This window comes from Acrocarpospora catenulata, from assembly GCF_018476525.1.
Lineage (GTDB): Bacteria > Actinomycetota > Actinomycetes > Streptosporangiales > Streptosporangiaceae > Acrocarpospora > Acrocarpospora catenulata.
In genome coordinates, this window is sequence record NZ_JAHCST010000006.1 from 237342 (window position 1) to 256757 (window position 19416).

Genomic DNA, 19416 nt, shown 5'->3' on the forward strand with positions numbered 1-19416 from the left:
GAGCCCCCCCCCCCCACCGCGGCGGCCAACGAGCTCAACCGGCTGCACGGTCACGGCGGTCACGACCGCGTCGGGATCGTCGCGGGCGGCAAGACGTTCCGCGATGTCCGCCAGGCGTTGCACGCGCTGGGCCTTGACCCCGAGGAGCGTGCCATGGGCGGCCTCCGCCTCCTGGACCTTCGCATGATCCATCCGATCGAGCCCGGCATCATCGACGCGTTCGCCGCGGGCCTCACGGAGATCATCGTTGTCGAGGAGAAACGCTCGTTCATCGAGGCGGCCATCCGGGACATGCTCTATGGGCGACCGAACGCGCCCCTTGTGACCGGCAAGCGATATCCCGATGGAACGAGCGCGTTCCCCGCGAGCGGCGAACTCGAACCCGACACGATCGCTCCCGTTCTCGCGGCCCGGCTGCGCAGCTACCCGGGGTTCGAGACCGTCAAGAGCTGGGAGCTGGCCCGGCGGCCGCGACGGGATCGGCGCCTGCTCCCGCTCGCGGTGCGCACGCCCTACTTCTGTTCGGGATGTCCACACAACACCTCGGCGAAGACGCCTGACGGGGCTCTGGTGGGCGCGGGCATCGGCTGCCACGGGCTGGTTCTGGGCATGTCCGCCGAACGGGTCGGCGAGGTCACCGGGCTGACGCAGATGGGTGGTGAAGGCGCGCAGTGGATCGGGATGGCGCCGTTCCTGGATCGGCCGCACCTTTACCAGAATCTCGGTGACGGCACCTTTCACCACTCAGGCAGCCTGGCCATCCGGGCGGCCGTGGCCGGCGGCGTGAACATCACCTACAAGCTGCTCTACAACTCCGCCGTCGCGATGACCGGTGGCCAGCAGGCGCAGGGCGCGATGACGATCCCTGAGATCACGCGAAGCCTCACAGCCGAGGGCGTCTCCAAAATCATCGTCACGACCGACAGCCCCAAGTCCTACCGGCGGGCCGGGTTGGCGCCGGGCACCAGGGTCTACGGCCGGGACCGGATCGTCGAAGCGCAGGAGGAACTCGCCGCGACCCCGGGCGTGACGGTCCTGATCCACGACCAGGAGTGCGCCACCGAGCTCCGGCGCAAGCGCAAGCGCGGTCTCGCGGCCGATCCGGCGGCACGGGTGATGATCAACGAAAGGGTCTGCGAAGGGTGCGGTGACTGCGGACGCAAGTCGAACTGCCTTTCCGTGCATCCCGTGGACACGGAGTTCGGCAGGAAGACGCGCATCGACCAGTCCTCCTGCAACAAGGACTACTCATGCCTTGACGGCGACTGTCCCGCGTTCCTGACCGTCGTTCCGGGCAAGCGAACCAGGCACAGGCGTGACGTGGTCGCTCTCGGGGACCTTCCGGAACCGCCCGAAGCGCCGATCGCGGGTCACCACACCACCCGGGTTCTGGGCATCGGCGGGTCGGGTGTCGTCACGCTCTCCCAGATCCTCGCCGCCGCCGCGAACCTCGCCGGCCGCCAGGCCGTCTCGCTCGATCAGACCGGCCTGGCGCAGAAGGGCGGGGCCGTCATCTCCGACGTGAAAATCGGAACGGACGCCGAGTCGATGGCCTCGAAGGCGGCGTCCCAGGAGGTCGATCTCTACCTGGGCGCGGATCTGCTGGTCGCGGCGGATCCACGCAACCTCACCTCCACCGACCCCGGCCGAACGGTTGCCGTGGTGTCGACCTCCCAGGTGCCGACCGGCCGGATGGCAGTCGATGTCACGACGCGCTACCCGGACACCGCTGCGCTCATGGACGACATCCGCGAAGCGACCGATGCCGGCAGCGCGGTGTTCCTCGACGTACGCGCGGCGAGCAGTCAGCTGTTCGGCGACGATCAGTTCGCCAATCTGATCCTCACGGGGATCGCCTACCAGCTCGGCGCGCTGCCGCTTCCGGCCGGCTCGATCGAGCAGGCGATCGAAACGAACGGCGTACGCGTCGAGGAGAACACCCAGGCGTTCCGCCGCGGCAGGCAGTACGTCGCGAACCGCGGCGCGTTCGAGGCAGCCGTCTCCCCACCGTCCGAGCCGACCCTGCCGGCCGAACGTCCGGAAATCGAGGAACTGGTGCGCCGGACCGGCGTCGACGCGAGTTCTCTTCTCGGGCTAGCCGTCCGTCGGCGCGTCGGCGAACTCCTCGCCTACCAGGATCACCGGTACGCGGCCAAGTTCGCCGACATCATCGCTCGGGTTCATCGGGCCGAGAGCGAGTCTGTGCCCGGCTCAACCGCGCTGACCGGTGCCGTCGTCCAGAATTTGCACAAGCTCATGGCCTACAAGGATGAGTATGAGGTCGCGCGGCTTTCGCTGCTCCCCGAACTGGAGGCGGACATCCGCGCCCAGTTCGGAGACGGCGCCACGTTCGTCTACCGGCTGCACCCGCCAACCCTGCGGGCCATGGGCATGAAGAAGAAGATCAGTCTGGGGCCGTGGTTCCGGTTCGTCTACCGGGCACTCGTCGGCATGCGCCGTCTTCGGGGGACCTCATTTGACCCGTTCGGAAGGGCAGAGGTCCGCAGGGTCGAGCGAGCCCTGGTCGGCGAGTACATCGATCTGATCAACGCCGTTCTGAAGAGGCTTTCGAGGGAAACGATCGAACTCGCCGTACAGATCGCCGAAGCTCCTGACGTCATTCGCGGCTACGAGCACGTGAAACTCGCCAACGTCGACCGGTTCCGCTCAACCATCGCCGTACTACTCGAAAGCTACGAATCCCGGGCCGGGCTGATGGCAAGGGAGGGACGCGGATGACCACATCACTTCAGCAACGAACCCTTGCCGGAAAGACGATGGTGATGTCGGGCGGCAGCCGAGGCATCGGGCTCGCGATCGCGCTGCGCGCCGCAACGGATGGCGCGAACATCGTTCTCATCGCGAAAACAGCGAAACCTCATCCGCGGCTGACGGGAACCGTCCACACGGCGGCGGAAGCCATCAGGAAAGCCGGCGGCAACGCCCTGCCATGGGTTGGCGACGTTCGCTCCGACGAGAGCATCGCCGCAGCCGTCCAGGCCGGTGCCGAAATGTTCGGCGGAATCGACATCTGCGTCAACAATGCCAGCGTCCTGGACCTGAGCCCAACGGCGCGGCTCACGAGCAAGGCGTACGATCTCATGCAGGACGTGAACGTCCGCGGGACCTTCATGCTTTCGCGCGCGTGCCTGCCGCACCTCAAGCGGGCGCCGGACCCGCACATCCTGACGCTCAGCCCGCCCCTCAACCTGAGCAATCGGTGGCTGGGCGCGCACCCGGGCTACATGCTGGCCAAATTCGGCATGACGTTGGCGACTCTCGGCCTGGCCGCCGAATTCGCCGATGACGGCATCGCCGCGAACTGCCTGTGGCCGCGAACGCTCATCGCCACCGATGCCGTCGCCAATATTCTCGGCGGCGACGAGAGCATACGACGATCTCGCCGGCCGGAGATCATGGCGGATGCCGCCTATGCGATCCTGACCGGCGGCGGCCGGACCGGCCAGACCCTGGTCGACGAGAGCGTCCTGCGCGGCATGGGCCAAACCGACTTCGACCAGTACGCCGTGTCGGGCGAACCACCCGACACCGACCTCTTCTTGGACTGAGATGACGACCCGACGCACCACCCCTGGGAAGGACGAAGTGACGATGCAGACGTCATGGGAAGAGCCACCGGAGCGTGGCCGCCCCCGCCGTTCCGGTGCGGACGAGGCCATACTCAAGGCAAGTCGCGAGCTGATGTTCGAGCACGGCTACGCCGGCTTCTCGATGGACGAAGTAGCCAGTCGCGCCGGTGTCGGCCGGCAGAGCGTCTACCGCCGCTGGCCGTCGAAAGCAGCGCTGGTCGTCGCCTCGATGACCTGGACGTTCGACTCACCTGACGTTTTCAAGGACACAGGATCATTCGAGGGCGACCTTCGCGCCGGTCTGGCCATCATGCGCGACCTCTACGGCCAGTCGAGCACAGACATTTTCGGCGACGTCTACTTCGCGATGGCGAGCGACTCGGCGGCGCGCGAACTCTTCAATCGCAACTACGTAGCCCCACGCCGCGAGTCGCTGGCGCGAGCGATCGAGCGCGCGATCGCCCGGGGGGAGCTACGCGAGGAAACGGACGCCGTGATCGTCAGCGACATGGTTTCCGGCCCCTTCCTCTACCGGATACTCATCGGCGATTACGAACTGAACGACTCCCTCGTGAACGCGATAGTCGAGGGAGTCATCAAGGTGTTCGGAACAGGGCAGACGACAGATGTCGTGACGCCACCGTCAGGGACCTGAGCGGACCCGGGCGGAAGGCCCTAAAAGCGTCCCCCCGCTTGGCCGCTCGTTGGAACACCTCTTCTGGAACAGTGAAGCCGCTGACCCTTTCGAAGCGAGACTCACCCCGGCCCCTACAGGAGCCCGAGGGAGGTCATGATGAGGATGGCCAGACTGACCGTTCCGCCAAAGGCTATCCCGCCATGGCGGATCGCCTCGGTGACCCGAACGCGAGATTTGCTCACACAGGACAAAATCCCCGTGACAAGGCCAACGATGATCCCCAGCATCACCGCAAGGGTGATCAGCAAGAGCAAGGCGGTCCTGGGCTGGGCGATGGCCGATCACTACCGCACCGAGCTGATCAAGGACGCGATCCGGATGGCAGCCGATACCCGGCTGCTCCAGCCCGGCGCCGTGTTCCACACCGACCGCGGCTCGAACTACACCAGTGACGAGTTCGGCCGCTTCCTGACCGGTCAGGGCATCCGCCGCTCGGTCGGCCGCACGGGTGTCTCCCTCTTAGCCGGCTAATGTTTGCGTTTCTGCAGGTCAGTGACACGCCGCGATCTTCGAATACATCGAGAGCTGGGCGGCGGTATCGCGAGACAAGTGAGGCACTGGCCGCGACTTGCTGTACCGATGGCCGGCCCGGTTGGATTCCGGGCCGGCCATGTGGTGGGGTGAGTGCGCGTTACGGTGCGGACACTCCGTCGAGGATGCTCACCGCGTCGGTGCCCGGGGTGACGACGAGCTTGCGGGTGAGGGTGTAGGAGCCGCCCGCCGGCACGTCGACGTTGAACCGGCTCATCACCCAGTTGCCCGCGGCGTAGACGTCGAAGGCGCCGGCCGGCGTGCCGTAGACGAGACCGAAGACCTGCGGGTCGGTCCCGGTCATGCCGATGTACGGCTTGGTCGGGACGTACGCCGCCGTCGCGCCCGGCGGCACGATGCCGGTGCCCGGGATGACACTGGCCTGGCCGGCCGCGTCGTGGTCCATCGCGTCACCGGTCCACACGCTGAGTGGAGCCGGGCCGGAGTTGCTCAACTCCGTCGAGACCGTGGCGAAGTCGTCGCCCGGCTTCAGCGTGTACGTCGTCGTCGCCGTCAGACCCGTGAAGCCGTTGACCGGCCCGGATACCCGGACGACGGCCTTGTCGCCGGTCGCCTGGACGATCTGGACGTCGGTCGCCGCCACCGACCGGATGTCCCACGCGCTACCGCCGGTCGGCTGGGTCGCCGAGACGTAGGGCAGGTTGATCCAGTCGAACTGGTCGGCCATGCCGCGGACGGCGATGTCGACCGGCTTGCCGCGGGTGCCACCGGAGAGCTGCGAATCGTTGTAGGCGTCGGCGATCGCCATCGAGAGCTTGTCGTTCTCGAGCATGACATCGCCGTAGCCCGCCTCGACCAGACCCGAGCCGATCTGCTTGCCGTAGCTCGCCTCGACCGTGACCGGGCTCAGCGCGATGTCGGCGACGCCGCTGCCCGACGCCGGCACGGTGACCGTGCCGGTGGCCGTCTGGTAGCCCAGCTTGGACACCCGGACGTCGTACTGACCGGTCGGGGCCTTGACGAGGTACTTGCCCTGGGCGTCGGTGCTCGTGGTCGCGACCACCTTGCCGGCCTGCTCGAGGGCGACCCGGGCCCCGGAGACGGCGGCGCCGTCTGCGGTGATGGTGCCGCCCGCGCGAGCGGCGTCCGGGACGGCCGGGTCGTGCAGGTCGATCTCGTCGGCCCACTTCGCGATGTTGCGGGTGGGGTCGCCACCTGAGGTCGCGTAGTCGGTCAGGTGGTAGAAGCTGAACTGCTTGGTGGCGCCGGGCGCCATCGTGGCGTCGTAGTAGAGACCCTCGATGTAGCCGTACGCACCGACCGCGGTCGGCGTGTCCAGTGCCCACGCGAGACCGTGGGCGGCCTGGCCGTTCGTGGTGGCCGTATCGGCACCGACGTAGACGTAGTTCCCGGTCCAGCCCGAGGTCTTCAGGCCCGGGTTGATGCCGCTGAACCCGGGGATCCGGCCGTTGTCGACCGAGCTGTCGGGGTCGATCATGTAGTTGAAGTAGCCCTGGTAGCCCGTCGTGCCGGTGTTGGTCAGCTTGACCGTCAGCTTCACCATCGGAGCGTCGGGCAGGGTCTCGTAGCGGACCTGCGCCTTGATGGCCGGGTTCGCCCGGTACTGACCGTTGCCGACCACGGCAGCGCCGTCGACCGCGAGGTCGGTCAGGTCGAGCTGGTCGTTCGGCCGGTCCCACGAGTCGGGCGGCGTGAGGCTCGGACGCAGCAGCATCTCGGCCCAGTCGAGGGTTTCGGCGCCGTTGGCGTCGTTGAGCATGAGGTCCGACAGCGCGCCCTCGCCCAGACCGCCGACGCCGTTGTTGCCGCCGACGCCGTTGTCGCCGGCGGCGTACGGCGTCACGGACGCCCGGATCTTGTCGTTGGCCAGGTAGTAGTACTCCTTGCCCGTGACGACGTCCGTGCGCGTGCTGCCGTTGCCGTAGTCCGGCACGTACGTCGACTTGCCGGCGACCGGGTGGGTCACCTTGATCAGTTTCAGGTCGGCCGTCGCGTTGCCGGTGGTGCCGAGCGTGACGCTGGCCGCCGAGCGGTCGTCGGCGATCAGGCCGCGCTTGGCCGCCGTGACGGTCCAGGTCGACGCCGGCAGGCCGATCCGGTAGTGGCCCCGGGCGTCGGTGCTGGTCACCGCGGTGTCCTGACCGGCGGCGACGGCGGTGACCTTCGCGCCGGCGATCGGAGCATCCGTCTCCGGGTCGCTGACCGTGCCGGTCACCGTCGCCCAGCGCTGCGCGGACTCGCCGCCCGGCACGTAGGCGTAGAGGTTGCCGTCCCAGGCGCCCGTCACGACGGTGTTGCCGCTGACGGCCGGGCCGGCGCCCACCCAGGTGCCGATCTCGTGGCTCCACAGGATCTGGCCCGTGTCGGTGGCCAGGGCGTAGAACCTGCCGTTGTTGGCGCCGACGAAGAGCGTGTCGCCGGCCACGACCGGGCTGGACATGACGCCACCGTGGTAGATGTCGCCGGGCAGCACCCGCTCCCAGAAGACATTGCCGGTCTGGGCGTCGAGGGCGACGACGGCGCCGCTCGGGAAGCCCATGTAGACGACGCCGTCCTTGACGGCTGCGGCGCTCGGGGTCGAGCCGCTCGAGACGAGCGAGGAACGCGAGCTCCGGTAGGTCCACAGCGTCGCGCCGGTCTTGGCGTCACGGGCGGCGATGCCGTTGTTGGCACCGATGAAGACCTTGCCCTCGGCCGCGGTCGGTACGCCGTCCTGCCAGCTGCCGAGCGACTCGGCTCCGGTCCACTTGCGGGCGCCGGTGGCCAGGTCGTAGGCGAGCACGCGGTCGGCGGTCTCGTTGCCGACGTACACGGTGCCGTCCATGACGGCGGGCGTGCCGTCGCTCATGGTCGCGCCGGACATCGGGGAGGCCCAGATCTGCGCGCCGGTACGGGTGTCGAGCGCCTTGAGGACGCCCTGGCTGCCGATGCCGAAGCGGGTCTGGTAGGGCCAGAGCACGGTGTGGCCGGAGACGGCCGGCGAGTAGTAGCCGTAGGTGCGCTGGTTGTTGGGGGCCGGCGCCTGCTCGGGCACGGCCTTCCAGCGCAGCTTGCCGGTCACCGCGTCCACGGCGTAGAGCTCCGAGCCGAGGGTCGGCGCGAAGATCAAGCCGTCGCCGTAGGCGAGGCTGCCGTGGATCGACTGCGGCACCTGGAAGTTCCACAGCTCCTTGCCGTTCTTGAGCTGGACGGCGTGGATCCGGCTGTTGCCGTCGCCGTTCTCGTCGCGGGTGCCCGCGTAGACGACGCCGTCGTGGATGACCGGCGATCCGGTGAGGAAGGTGCCGTCGGTGCGGAAGCTCCAGGCCAGGCGGCGGCCGGCCTCCTGCGTCGGCGCGACACCGGAGTGGGCCTGGTTGCCGTGGTGCTGGTCCCAGTCACCGCCGGCGACCGGCTTGAGCGCCGGCTCGTCGGTGAAGGTGAAGTTCGCCGACTTGGTCCAGGTCTTGCCCGCCGCATCGACCACCTTCACCTCGATGCTGTGCTCACCGACCCTCTGCAGGCTGTCGGGCAGGTTGCTCTGCCAGGTGAACTCGCCGCTGCGGTGCAGCGGCATCCAGTTCTTGTCGCCGGCGATCCGGTAGCGCGCCGAGACCACCTCGTCGCCGGTGTCGTAGGCGTTGACCTGGATGCCAGGGAACTTCGCGGCCGGCACCTTCGAGCCCGGCGCGGGGCTGACGATGGTGAGGTGCTCGTTCTCGCCGTACATCCGGAACGGGTTGTCGAAACCCGGACCCGCCATGTGGATGTAGCGGAAGCCACGGGGCGCGTTGTCGATCGTGTACGAGCTCGACACGGTCTGGATGTGCTTGGCGGTCGAGGCGAACGCCGAGTTGTTCTCGACGTGATTGGAGTGCTCGTGGCCGACCAGGATCAGCTGCGCCTTGTACTGCTCGAGCACGTCACCGAAGGCGTCGTACGTTGACGGCGAGCCGAACGGAACATTCATCGGCTGGTGGGTGAGGACGACGACCTCGATGTCGTTGGCCGGGTCGTCGTCGAGCGGAACACTCGCGGCGAGGTCGTCCTTGAGCCAGTTCAGCTCCTCCTCGAACGGCGCCGAACCGTTGTTCTCGAGCACCACGAAGTGCCGGTTGCCGTAGTTGAACGAGTACCACTCCGGACCGACGTTCTTGCGATAGTTGTCGATCCTGTCCGCGTACGCCGACCCGCTCGCGTACTCGTGGTTGCCGACGGCCGGCCACACGCCGACGGCCGACTGCTGGGTGCCGCGACGATAGGTGTCGAACTGCGCCTGGCTGGCGTCGTTGGTGAGGTCGCCGCTGACCGCGATGAAGCGCAGGTCGGTGCCCGTGGAGTTGATCTCGCGGATCTGGTCGGGCAGCTGTGCGTTGACGTGCGGGTCGGCGATGTTGGCCCAGGAGAAGGTGTCGCCGTCGGACAGGCGGTCACGGACGAGCGCGAAGTCCGCGGTCGGCGTGGCGCCGTCGGGGAGCTGGCCGAGGTTGGCCCAGAACCTCGGCTCCTTGTACTGGTCCAGGCCGAACCGGTAGCCCCGCGGCTGGCCGGCCCACACGATGTCCGTCTTGCGACGGTCGGTGGAGATCGTCAGCGAGTAGGAGCCGTCGGCGGCGGTCGTGGTGGCGACCTCGCCGTCGGAGACGCGCACGCCGGCCAGGCCGACCTCGCCGGAGTCGCGCCGGCCGTCGCCGTTGGCGTCGACGTACACGACGCCGCTGACGGTGGCCTCTGGCGGGTCGATGGCGTGCGCCGCGTACGACGTGAGCGGGCCCGCCACGACACTGGCGGCAAGCCCCAGCGTGGCGGTGTACAGGACGACGCGCAGGCGCGCGCGCGTCCATGTTAACGCGAACATCAGGATCCTTCGGGGTGGGGAGAGACGGGTCTCAGGCCAGGAGCGGGGAGCGTTCCACGAACCAGACCAGACCGGCACCGGCGACGGCGACGGTCGCCGCGACGGTGCCGAGCGCGAGGGCACGAGCGGCGAGCGGCGTGGTCCCGGCCCTGCGCAGGAACAGCAGCGCCGGGAAAGCGAGCGCGATGATCGCCAACTGGGCGAGTTCGATGCCGACGTTGAAGGAGACCAGGCCGGCCAGCGTCGAGGCCGACAGTGGCCCGTCGACGCTGAGCGCGCCCGCGAAGCCGAGCCCGTGCAGCAGCCCGAAGCCGAAGACCACGGGCAGCCGGTGGCTCGTCCTCGGCGAGAGCAGGTTGTCGAGCGCGACGAACGCGATCGACAGCGCGATAAGCGGCTCGACGATCCACCCGGGCACGCTGACCCAGCCGATCGCGGCCAGCACCAGGGTCACCGAGTGGGCGACCGTGAAGGCCGTGGCGACCTCGACGACGTCGCGCAGCCGCTTGGCGCCCAGCAGCAGCGCCAGTAGGAACAGCACGTGGTCAAGCCCGAAGAGCAGGTGCTCTGCCCCGAGCCGGACGAAGCGCGGGATCTCGCTGAGCAGGTCGGTGCGCCCCACCGTGGCGCTGGTGTGGTCGGTGTCGAGCAACGTCGAACCGCGGCGGCCATCGATGTCGTAGGCCACCATCGTGCGGATGTCGTCGACGACGCCGTCGGAGGAGCGGAAGATGTCGCTGCGGACGGTGAGCGCGCCGGACGCCGGGCAGTCGTAGGCGAGCGCGACCCTCACCGCGCCGGAGTCGGCGAGTTCGACGCGGGCCCCGTCCTCCGCGATGCACCCGATCGAACTGCGGCTCAGCCGCAGCCGCCCGCCGACGTACACCGCCACGTCGCGCGCGTGAGCGTCCAGCGAACCGCGCCGCACCTCGGTCGGCACCTCGACGGCTGCGCCGTCCGCGCCGTCCGCGTCCGGGCTCAGGACACCGTCGAGACCCAGCAGCCGGGCCAGGACGTCGTACTCCACGTCAACGACGGCCGCGACGCCGTCGCCCTGGCCGCGCAGGTCGACCGCGACCGAGGTCGCGCGGACGTGCGCCTGCGCCGGAGCCACGGCGAGGAGCATGACAACAAGGGCGGCGAGGAACGCCAGTAGACGCACGGGGAAGCACTTCCGTCATTGGGGGGAAAGGCGGTCGTTCCCCAACCCTGCAGTGGTCGCTCCACACCCGGCAATACGAGACGGTCCAATTCACTGACCCTTCCGCTGACGGTTACCCGCTAGCCGAAAGATGGGTTTCTGGGCGCCGAAATCCGGCTTCTAGGCCCGGCTACGAGACCCGCGCAAAGCCGCGTAAGCCCAGAACCGGCGCAGCTCGCCGCGGAAGCGGAGCTGCCGCTGCGCCTGGCCGCCGGGGCCGACGCGATTGTCGACGGCCCGGTTGAGCTCGACCACCGGCTACCACCGGCGAGTGCTCACCGAGCTGCTCCTGCCGCGGCTGCGAGACGGCGCGCCCAGCCGCCCGGATCGGCACTCGCCGGTTCGACGCGGCCGAGGTGCCGGGTGGCTACTACGGGCTGCACGCCTACGGCCGCGCGAAACTCGCCAACCTCGTTTACACCCTCGATCTGGCGAAGCAACTGCGGGGAACCGGTGTCTCGGTCTTCGCCGCCGATCCCGGGGGTGCGGTCACCGACATGACCGCCGGCACCATGCGCTCCTCCCAGGTCGTCGCTCCGTGGCTTCGGCCCTTCTGGCCCCTCGTTCTCTGGGCGTTCCGCCGCACCACCGGCGGTACCCCGTCCCAGGCGGCGCGGTCGTCGATCGTCGCGGCCACCGATCCCTCGCTCGACGATCAGACCGGCCTGATCATCGGCCGCGACGGCCGGCGGGTCACCCCGGCGCGCGGCGTGACCGCGCCGGAGCTCGCTCGCGCTGTCCAGCGCCTCAGCCGGCAACTCGCCCCGCTCGGAAGGAACTGACGATGCGCGTCTTCGTGGTCGGCGCGAACGGACGGCTCGGCCGCAGTGCGGTGGCGCGAGCGCTCGCCGAGGGTCACCAGGTCACCGCCTTCGTCCGGAACGCGGGCACCCTGCCCGACAACCCCGCGTTGTCGATCCGCATCGGCAGCATCACCGAACAACCCGATCTCGTCCGCCAGGCAGCGCAAGGCCACGACGCCGTACTGTCAGCCCTGGGCAACCCGTTGTGGCTGAGGGGAATGCGTGGCTCGGCCATCCTCATAAAGTCATCGGCCCGAGCGGTTACCTCTCCTCGCGCGTGCGGGGCGCCGTGCCGAGGACTAAAGCGCTCCGAGGTACGACCAGGTGCCCTCATGCCGTACGAAACGGCTGTGCTCGTCCATGTGGCCCTCGACGTCCCGGCTGAGGTAGTGGGCGCGGAAGCGTACAGTGCCCTCGGTGTGGAAGGGGCTGCCTCCGGTTGTTTCGAGTACCTCCAGGCGTACCCATTGGAGCCCTTTGTCGAGATCGATGCGGGGTGGCCGCGTCGTCGGATGCCAGCTGCGCAGGAGGTAGGCGACGTCGCCGACGCTGAACGCGCTGTACCGCGACCGCATCAGCCTTTCCGCGGTGGGCGCGGCCGCCACCCCTTGATGCAGCGGGCCGCAGCACTCCCGGTACGGCATGGCGAGCCCGCACGGGCAGGCGGAGGTGGACGCGGAACGTGGCTGAGGCTGTGCACGACGTCGGGACACGCACCCATTGTGCCTGCCGACCGGCAGCCGCTACGCCTTCACCCGCGCCGACGTCACGAGCGGCCCGCGCGCCCGCGACGGCGCTCAACCGCGCAGCTGCGCGTTGAGTCGTGCGGCCTGTCGTGTGAGGTGGTCGCGTTCGGGGAGGCTGGACGCCTGCCGGGCGGCTTCGGCGTAGAGGCGGGCTGCGGTCACCGGGTCGCCGGCGCGCTCGTGCAGGTAGGCCGCGACGGCGGTATGACGGGGCAGGGCGGGGTCGAGCCCAGCCAGCGCGGCCAGACCGGCCCGCGCGCCGTCGGCCTCGCCGACCGCGACGGCCCGGTTGAGACGGGCCACCGGGTTGCCGGTGAGGCGCACCAGCTCGTCGTACCACTCGACGATCTGCACCCAGTCGGTCTCCTCGGCCGTCCTGGCGTCGGCGTGGAGCGCGGCGATGGCGGCCTGGGCCTGGAACTCGCCCAGCCGGTCGCGGGCGAGGGCCGCCTGGAGCACGTCGACGCCCTCGGCGATCAGGCGGGTGTTCCACAGACCGCGGTCCTGCTCGGCCAGAGGCACGAGCCTGCCATCGGGAGCGGTCCGTGCCGGACGCCGGGCGTGGTGAAGCAGCATGAGCGCCAGAAGGCCCGCGACCTCCTCATGTCTGGTCACCGCGGCCAGCTGGCGAGTGAGCCGGATCGCCTCGGCGGCGAGGTCGACGTCGCCGGAATAGCCCTCGTTGAAGACCAGGTAGAGCACGCGCAGCACCGTGGCGACGTCACCTGGCTGGTTGAACCGTACGCCGGAAACGGTGCGCTTGGCCCTGCTGATCCGCTGGGCCATGGTCGCCTCCGGCACGAGATAGGCCTGCGCGATCTGCCGCGTGGTCAGGCCGCCCACCGCCCGCAGCGTGAGCGCGACGGCCGAAGCCGGGGTCAGGGAGGGGTGCGCGCACAGGAAGTACAGCTGGAGCGTGTCGTCGGCCGGCCCGCCCGGGCCGGGCACGGGCTCGCTCTCGACGCGTAGCTCGCGGTGCCGTCGCGAGGTCTCCGCGCGGGCGGCGTCGAGGAACTTCCGCCAGGCCACGGTGATCAGCCAGCCCTTGGGATCCCGCAGCGGGCCGTCCTGCCACCCGCGTACGGCCTCGACCAGGGCATCCTGTACGGCGTCCTCGGCCGCCGCGAAGTCGGCTCCGCGGCGGACGAGAACACCGATCACCGCGGGCACCAGCTCCCGCAGCAGCGGCTCGTTCACTCGATCACCGTGTGCTGATGGGCCATGAACGGCCGCACCTCCAGCCACTCGTGGATCGGCTTGCCACCCGCACCCGGAGCCGCGGACAGCTCCCCGGCCAGCTCCAGCGCCCGCTCGTAGGTCTCGACGTCGATCACCATCCAGCCGGCGATCAGATCCTTGGTCTCGGCGAACGGGCCGTCGGTGACCGGCGGCCGCCCCTCACCGTCGTAGCGGACGAACGTCCCCTCCGGGGAGAGCGCCTGACCGTCGACGAACTCGCCCGTGCCCTCCAGCCGAGCGGCGAAGTCCGCCATGTACCGCACATGGGCAGAAAGCTCCTCCGGCGTCCACTGGTCCATCGGCACGTCGTTGACCGCTGCCGGCGCGCCCCGGTAGTGCTTGAGCAGCAGGTACTTGGCCATCATGTCCTCCTCCGTACGGCACGCCCATTGTGGTCGTGTTCACCTCGGGGACGAAACCACATGCGGATTCTCGACATCTCTTGGCGGACTTCACAGATGGGTTCGCGGTTCTTCTCGGATACGCGGACCTCACCCAGGACCCTAGGATGCGGAAGTGACTGACAGCATGCGAGGACAGGCGCTGGTGGACAGGGCAGAGTCCGGGCAGGGCGGCGTCGGCCGCTGGCGCGCGGGCGTCCGCCGGGCGATCCTGATCGGCTCCCGGCCGGAGCCCTGGAGGCGTGGCCTGGTGCTCGCAGCGCTGGCGCTGCTGCTGGGCCTGCTCATGCTGCTGCACGCGAAGATCCCGAACCGGCCCGGGAACCTCGGCAGCCTGGTGGAGACCTTCCTGCCATGGTTCGGCCTGGGCATTCCGGTGCTGCTGGCCGGGGCGCTGTGGCGCCGCTCCGCCTCTGCGGTGGCCGCGCTGCTGCTGCCGGTCGTGGTGTGGGTGTACCTCTTCGGCGGGCAGCTCATCGACAAGTCCCACCCGGGCGCCGACCTCACCGTGGCCAGCCACAACGTCGGCGCCGCCAACCCCGACCCCGCCGGCACCGCCCGCGACCTGGCCGCCTCCGGGGCGGATGTGCTGGCGCTGGAGGAGCTGATCCCGCAGACCACGGGCACGTATGAGAAGGAACTGGCGAAAACCTACCCCTACCACACGGTGCTGGGCACGGTCGGGCTGTGGAGCAAGCTGCCGCTGTCGGACACCCAGCCGATCGACATCATGAACTACGGGCCACTGGCGGAAGCCATATCGGCCGATGAAAAGATGGCCCCGAACCGGGCGCTGCGCACCACGGTGGCCACGGACCACGGGCCACTGACGGTGTATGTGGCCCACCTGGGGTCCGTACGGGTGAATCCCAGGGCGGGCTTCTGGACGGCCTCGCGGAACATAGGCGTGCAGGCGCTCGGCAGGGCCATCGCCGCCGAGAAGAACAAGCGGGTGGTGTTGCTCGGCGACCTGAACGGCACCATGGACGACCGCGCGTTCGCCGACATCACCTCACAGATGCACTCGGCCCAGGACACGGCCGGGGACGGCTTCGGCTTCACCTGGCCGGCGTCCTTCCCGGTGGTACGGGCCGATGAGATCCTGGTCCGCGGCATGGAGCCGGCGAGCTCGTGGGTGCTGCCGGCCACCGGCAGCGACCACCTGCCGGTGGCGGCCGGAATCAGCTGGTGAACACCGCACCGCACCGGAACCGGAGCCTGCCCCGGCCTAGCCCGGAGCGCCCCTACCTCGGGGAAACCGCGGCCTGGCTCGACCCGCCGACCCGGCGAATTAACGGTCCTGACCACTAGCTGTTGACAAGTAATGTTAACGATAACAGTCTTTTCCCATGATGGACCCTTCCCCCCTGACCAGAATGGCCGCCATCGTCGCACTGGCCCTTGGACTCGCCGCCTGCGGCTCCACCGAGAAGACCGTCGACCAAGAAGCCGCAGCCTCCGCCTCCGCAGGGAACGCGGGCGCACTGGTGGGCGTCACCATGCCCACAAAGTCCTCCGAGCGCTGGATCAGCGACGGCGACAACGTCAAAGCCGGGCTCGAGAAGCTCGGCTACCAGGTCGACCTGCAGTACGCGGAGAACGACATCCCGACACAGGTCAACCAGATCGAGAACCAGATCACCAAGGGCGCCAAGCTGCTCATCATCGCCTCCATCGACGGCACCGCCATCACCACACAGCTGCAACAGGCAGCCGACAACAAGATCCCGGTCATCGCCTACGACCGGCTGATCCGCAACAGCCCGAACGTGGACTACTACGCCACCTTCGACAACTTCAAGGTGGGCGTACAGCAGGCCACCTCCCTGCTGACCGGCCTGAAGGTGCTCAACGCCGACGGCTCCGCGGGCGACGCCAAGGGCCCTTTCAACATCGAACTGTTCGCGGGCTCCCCCGACGACAACAACGCCACCTTCTTCTTCAACGGCGCGATGTCCATCCTCAAACCGCACATCGACAGCGGCACCCTGGTCGTCAAGAGCGGCCAGACCGACTTCAAGACCGTCGCCATCCTTCGCTGGGACCCGGCCACGGCACAGAAACGCATGGAGGACATCCTCACCAAGACCTACAGCGGCGGCGACCAGGTGAACGGCGTGCTCTCCCCGTACGACGGACTGTCGATCGGCATCCTGTCGGCGCTGAAGAGCAACGGCTACGGCACCTCCGGCCAGCCGTACCCGATCGTCACCGGGCAGGACGCCGAGCTGGCCTCGGTCAAGTCGATCATCGCCGACGAGCAGTACTCGACCATCTACAAGGACACCCGGCAACTCGCCGACATCACCGTCAAAATGACCGACGCCCTGCTCAAGGGCGGGACACCCGAGGTGAACAACACCACCGACTACGAGAACGGCAACAAGGTCGTGCCGTCGTACCTGCTCGAACCGATCATCGTCGACAAGAACAACTACAAGCAGGCGCTGATCGACACCGGCTACTACCAGGCATCCCAGCTCGGATGAACGATGACATCCTGCGCATGCGCGCGATCACCAAGACCTTCCCCGGCGTACGGGCACTGCACGACGTGAACCTGTCGGTACGCCGGGGCGAGATCCACGCGATCTGCGGAGAGAACGGCGCCGGCAAATCGACCCTGATGAAAGTGCTGTCAGGCGTCTACCCGCACGGCTCGTACGAGGGCGAGATCACCTTCGACGGCGACCACGTGCGGTTCTCCGACATCCGCGACAGCGAGCGGCGCGGGATCGTCATCATCCACCAGGAACTCGCGCTCTGCCCGCAACTGTCGATCGCCGAGAACATCTTCCTCGGCAACGAGCGGGCCAGGCGCGGCCTGGTGGACTGGAACCGCACCAACCACGAAGCAGGCCGACTGCTGGACCGGGTCGGCCTGCGGGAGAGCCCCGTCACCGCGGTCGCCGACATCGGCGTCGGCAAACAACAACTGGTCGAAATCGCCAAGGCCCTGGCCAAGGAAGTCCGCCTGCTCATCCTGGACGAACCGACAGCCGCGCTCAACGACGAGGACTCGGCGCACCTGCTGGACCTGCTCCGCGGCCTGCGCGAAGACGGGGTCACCTGCGTGATCATCTCGCACAAACTGAACGAGGTCGCCTCCATCGCCGACTCCATCACCATCCTCCGGGACGGGAAACTGATCGAAACCCTCGACCTGGCCGCCGACCCGGTCACCGAGGAACGCATCATCGCCGGCATGGTCGGCCGAGACCTGGAACACCGATTCCCGCCACACGAACCGAACATCGGCACCGAGGCCCTGCGCATCGAGGACTGGACCGTCCACAGCCCCGTCCAGCGAGGACGCGTCGTCGTCTCCGGAGCCACCCTCTCGGTACGCCGCGGCGAGATCGTAGGGCTCGCCGGACTGATGGGCGCAGGCCGTACCGAACTGGCGATGAGCGTCTTCGGACGCTCCTACGGCACAGACATCTCCGGCCGGATCTACCGCGACGGCCACCAGGTCGAGATCCGGACCGTACGCGACGCCATCCGGCACGGCATCGCATACGCCACCGAAGACCGCAAACGCTACGGCCTCAACCTGATCGAGGACATCAAACGCAACATCTCAGCCGCCGACCTCGGCCGGCTGGCCCGGCGCGGCTGGGTCGACGACAACGAGGAATACCGCGTCGCCGACCGATTCCGCCACGAACTCGGCATCAAGGCACCCAGCGTGCTCAGCGTCACCGGCAAGCTGAGCGGCGGCAACCAACAGAAGGTCGTACTGTCCAAGTGGATCTTCACCGACGCCGACGTGCTCATCCTGGACGAACCCACCCGCGGCATCGACGTCGGCGCCAAGTACGAGATCTACTCGATCATCAACCGGCTGGCCGACGCCGGAAAGGCCCTGCTCGTCATCTCCTCCGAACTACCCGAACTGCTCGGCCTCTGCGACCGCATCTACACCCTGTCGGCCGGACGCATCACCGGCGAACTCGCCCGCGCCGACGCCACCCAGGAACGCCTCATGGCCTTGATGACCAAGGAACAGCCCAGATGATCGCATCACTGCTCGGCAGGTCGCTGAACATCCGCCAGAGCGGCATCTACATCGCCTTCGCGCTGATCGTCGTGCTCTTCTCGATCCTGACCGACGGCGCCCTGCTACAACCGCAGAACATCTCCAACATCATCGTCCAGAACAGCTACATCCTGATCCTGTCCATCGGCATGATCCTCATCATCATCGCCGGCCACATCGACCTGTCGGTCGGCTCAGTCGTCGCCGTCACCGGCGCGATCGCCGCCGTCCTGATGGTCGAGTACGGCCTACCCTGGCCCCTGGCCCTCGTCATCACCCTGATCTCGGGCGGCGTCATCGGCGCCTGGCAGGGCTACTGGATCGCCTACTTCGGCATCCCCGCCTTCATCGTCACCCTGGCGGGCATGCTCCTGTTCCGCGCCCTCACCCTCACCGTCCTCGGCAACCAGGGCATCGGCCCCTTCCCCGATCCAGTACGGACACTGTCCAACGGCTTCACCGACGGCTACCTCGGCAACATCGGCCTCGGCCCGCTCGGCGGCGCCGACCTGTTCAGCCTGATCGTCGGCGCGCTCGTCATCGCCGGCATGGCCACCACACAGTGGCGCGCCCGCGCCGCCCGCCTCGGCTACCGCCAGAGCGTCGACCCGCTCCCCATCTTCCTGCTCAAGCTGCTCTGCGCCGCCGCCGTGATCATCGTCGTGGTAGTCCAGCTGGCCCGCTTCAAGAACCTCCCCTGGGTGCTGATCCTGCTCGCCTTCCTCGTTCTCGCCTACTCACTGCTCACCACCCGCGCCGTCTTCGGCCGCCAGATCTACGCCATCGGCGGCAACCTGCAGGCCGCCCAACTGTCCGGCATCAACGTCAAACAGGTCGTCTTCTGGATCTTCGTCAACATGGGCGTACTGGCCGCACTCGCCGGCGTGATCTTCGCCGGCCGCCTCAACCAGGCAGGCCCCACCGCCGGCAACGCCTTCGAACTCGACGCCATCGCGGCAGCCTTCATCGGCGGCGCGGCCGTCCAGGGCGGTGTCGGCAAGGTCGTCGGAGCGATCACCGGCGGCCTCATCATGGGCGTAATCAACAACGGCATGTCCCTGATCGGCTCCCCCAGCGAGCGCGTCATGCTCGTCAAAGGCATCGTCCTGCTCGCCGCCGTCGCCTTCGACGTCTGGACCAAACGCCGCGCGACCCGCTGAGCCGCGAGCTGTTAACGATCAACGTTAGCTGGACGCTGGGGAGAAGCGGCCCGCAAGCCAGCACTCGATATCCTGCAGCGCCGCTTTGGCCATAGTTCTGTGCAATAGCCCTGTTTCGACGAGGCCCGTCGCGTGCGGTGGTTGTTGGGTTTGTTGATCAGAAAAGTGCAAAAGCCCACGCCCTTTACAA

Annotated in this window: 15 protein-coding genes and 1 pseudogene; 10 read left to right on the plus strand and 6 right to left on the minus strand. The window is 68.3% G+C overall.

What is annotated here, in order from left to right; translation table 11 throughout:
• From KIP79_RS08925 to KIP79_RS08940, 4 genes are all read left to right on the plus strand, one after another.
• The coding region (locus tag KIP79_RS08925; RefSeq protein WP_250212884.1) for an indolepyruvate ferredoxin oxidoreductase family protein at nt 1-2739 on the plus strand (2739 nt) is incomplete at its 5' end.
• Nucleotides 2736-3569: an SDR family oxidoreductase gene (locus tag KIP79_RS08930; RefSeq protein ID WP_214104216.1), complete on the plus strand. Its 834-nt coding sequence runs from the start codon at nt 2736-2738 to the stop codon at nt 3567-3569. The genes KIP79_RS08925 and KIP79_RS08930, both read left to right, overlap by 4 nt.
• A 43-nt stretch (nt 3570-3612) precedes the next feature.
• The gene (locus tag KIP79_RS08935) at nt 3613-4245 is read left to right on the plus strand and encodes a TetR/AcrR family transcriptional regulator (protein WP_250212935.1); all 633 of its coding nucleotides are present in this window, start codon (nt 3613-3615) and stop codon (nt 4243-4245) included.
• A gap of 255 nt (nt 4246-4500) precedes the next feature.
• Entirely contained in the window at nt 4501-4758 is a 258-nt protein-coding gene (locus KIP79_RS08940) for a DDE-type integrase/transposase/recombinase (RefSeq protein WP_214104218.1), read from the plus strand.
• A gap of 160 nt (nt 4759-4918) precedes the next feature.
• Here KIP79_RS08940 and KIP79_RS08945 read toward each other — a convergent pair whose 3' ends face one another.
• From KIP79_RS08945 to KIP79_RS48190, 3 genes are all read right to left on the minus strand, one after another.
• A complete protein-coding gene (locus KIP79_RS08945; protein ID WP_214104219.1) occupies nt 4919-9637 on the minus strand; it encodes an outer membrane protein assembly factor BamB family protein in 4719 nt (1572 codons plus the stop codon).
• Nucleotides 9638-9668: 31 nt separating this feature from the next.
• Entirely contained in the window at nt 9669-10799 is a 1131-nt protein-coding gene (locus KIP79_RS08950) for a HupE/UreJ family protein (RefSeq protein WP_214104220.1), read from the minus strand.
• 159 nt (nt 10800-10958) lie between these two features.
• Nucleotides 10959-11093: a hypothetical protein gene (locus tag KIP79_RS48190; protein ID WP_256447165.1), complete on the minus strand. Its 135-nt coding sequence runs from the start codon at nt 11091-11093 to the stop codon at nt 10959-10961.
• Nucleotides 11094-11194: 101 nt separating this feature from the next.
• Between KIP79_RS48190 and KIP79_RS08955 the strand changes: the two genes are divergently transcribed.
• Nucleotides 11195-11620, plus strand: a complete 426-nt coding sequence (locus tag KIP79_RS08955; protein WP_214104221.1) for a Rossmann-fold NAD(P)-binding domain-containing protein — start codon at nt 11195-11197, stop codon at nt 11618-11620.
• Nucleotides 11621-11622: 2 nt separating this feature from the next.
• Nucleotides 11623-11832, plus strand: a pseudogene (locus KIP79_RS50020) (NAD(P)H-binding protein); the annotation flags it as partial.
• Nucleotides 11833-11940: 108 nt separating this feature from the next.
• On the opposite strand, the gene KIP79_RS08965 reads toward KIP79_RS50020, so the two are convergent.
• The 3 genes from KIP79_RS08965 to KIP79_RS08975 all read right to left on the minus strand — a co-directional run bounded on the left by KIP79_RS08965 (nt 11941) and on the right by KIP79_RS08975 (nt 13988).
• A complete protein-coding gene (locus tag KIP79_RS08965; protein ID WP_214104269.1) occupies nt 11941-12285 on the minus strand; it encodes a YchJ family protein in 345 nt (114 codons plus the stop codon).
• Nucleotides 12286-12438: 153 nt separating this feature from the next.
• Entirely contained in the window at nt 12439-13584 is a 1146-nt protein-coding gene (locus tag KIP79_RS08970) for an RNA polymerase sigma factor (protein WP_214104222.1), read from the minus strand.
• On the minus strand, nt 13581-13988 hold the full coding sequence (locus tag KIP79_RS08975; RefSeq protein ID WP_214104270.1) for a YciI family protein: 408 nt from the start codon (nt 13986-13988) through the stop codon (nt 13581-13583). The genes KIP79_RS08970 and KIP79_RS08975 overlap by 4 nt, the downstream gene beginning before the upstream one ends.
• A 154-nt stretch (nt 13989-14142) precedes the next feature.
• Between KIP79_RS08975 and KIP79_RS08980 the strand changes: the two genes are divergently transcribed.
• The 4 genes from KIP79_RS08980 (at nt 14143) to mmsB (ending at nt 19226) form a co-directional block, all read left to right on the plus strand.
• Entirely contained in the window at nt 14143-15219 is a 1077-nt protein-coding gene (locus KIP79_RS08980) for an endonuclease/exonuclease/phosphatase family protein (RefSeq protein ID WP_214104223.1), read from the plus strand.
• Nucleotides 15220-15376: 157 nt separating this feature from the next.
• A complete protein-coding gene (gene chvE, locus KIP79_RS08985) occupies nt 15377-16516 on the plus strand; it encodes a multiple monosaccharide ABC transporter substrate-binding protein (RefSeq protein ID WP_308169629.1) in 1140 nt (379 codons plus the stop codon).
• Nucleotides 16513-18045 carry a multiple monosaccharide ABC transporter ATP-binding protein gene (gene mmsA / locus KIP79_RS08990; protein WP_214104224.1) on the plus strand — a complete coding sequence of 511 codons (1533 nt, stop codon included), beginning with the start codon at nt 16513-16515 and terminating at the stop codon, nt 18043-18045. Before chvE ends, mmsA begins: the two co-directional genes overlap by 4 nt.
• A complete protein-coding gene (mmsB, locus tag KIP79_RS08995; RefSeq protein WP_214104225.1) occupies nt 18042-19226 on the plus strand; it encodes a multiple monosaccharide ABC transporter permease in 1185 nt (394 codons plus the stop codon). The genes mmsA and mmsB overlap by 4 nt, the downstream gene beginning before the upstream one ends.
• The last annotated feature ends 190 nt before the right edge of the window (nt 19227-19416 follow it).

Excerpts from the sequence above, each read along its gene's own strand:
- KIP79_RS08930 (WP_214104216.1), top strand. The coding sequence starts at position 2,736 with ATGACCACATCACTTCAGCAACGAACCCTTGCCGGAAAGACGATGGTG.
- KIP79_RS08935 (WP_250212935.1), top strand. The coding sequence starts at position 3,613 with ATGCAGACGTCATGGGAAGAGCCACCGGAGCGTGGCCGCCCCCGCCGT.
- KIP79_RS08940 (WP_214104218.1), top strand. The coding sequence starts at position 4,501 with ATGATCCCCAGCATCACCGCAAGGGTGATCAGCAAGAGCAAGGCGGTC.
- KIP79_RS08945 (WP_214104219.1), bottom strand. The coding sequence starts at position 9,637 with ATGTTCGCGTTAACATGGACGCGCGCGCGCCTGCGCGTCGTCCTGTAC.
- KIP79_RS08965 (WP_214104269.1), bottom strand. The coding sequence starts at position 12,285 with ATGCCGTACCGGGAGTGCTGCGGCCCGCTGCATCAAGGGGTGGCGGCC.
- KIP79_RS08975 (WP_214104270.1), bottom strand. The coding sequence starts at position 13,988 with ATGGCCAAGTACCTGCTGCTCAAGCACTACCGGGGCGCGCCGGCAGCG.
- chvE (WP_308169629.1), top strand. The coding sequence starts at position 15,377 with ATGATGGACCCTTCCCCCCTGACCAGAATGGCCGCCATCGTCGCACTG.
- mmsA (WP_214104224.1), top strand. The coding sequence starts at position 16,513 with ATGAACGATGACATCCTGCGCATGCGCGCGATCACCAAGACCTTCCCC.
- mmsB (WP_214104225.1), top strand. The coding sequence starts at position 18,042 with ATGATCGCATCACTGCTCGGCAGGTCGCTGAACATCCGCCAGAGCGGC.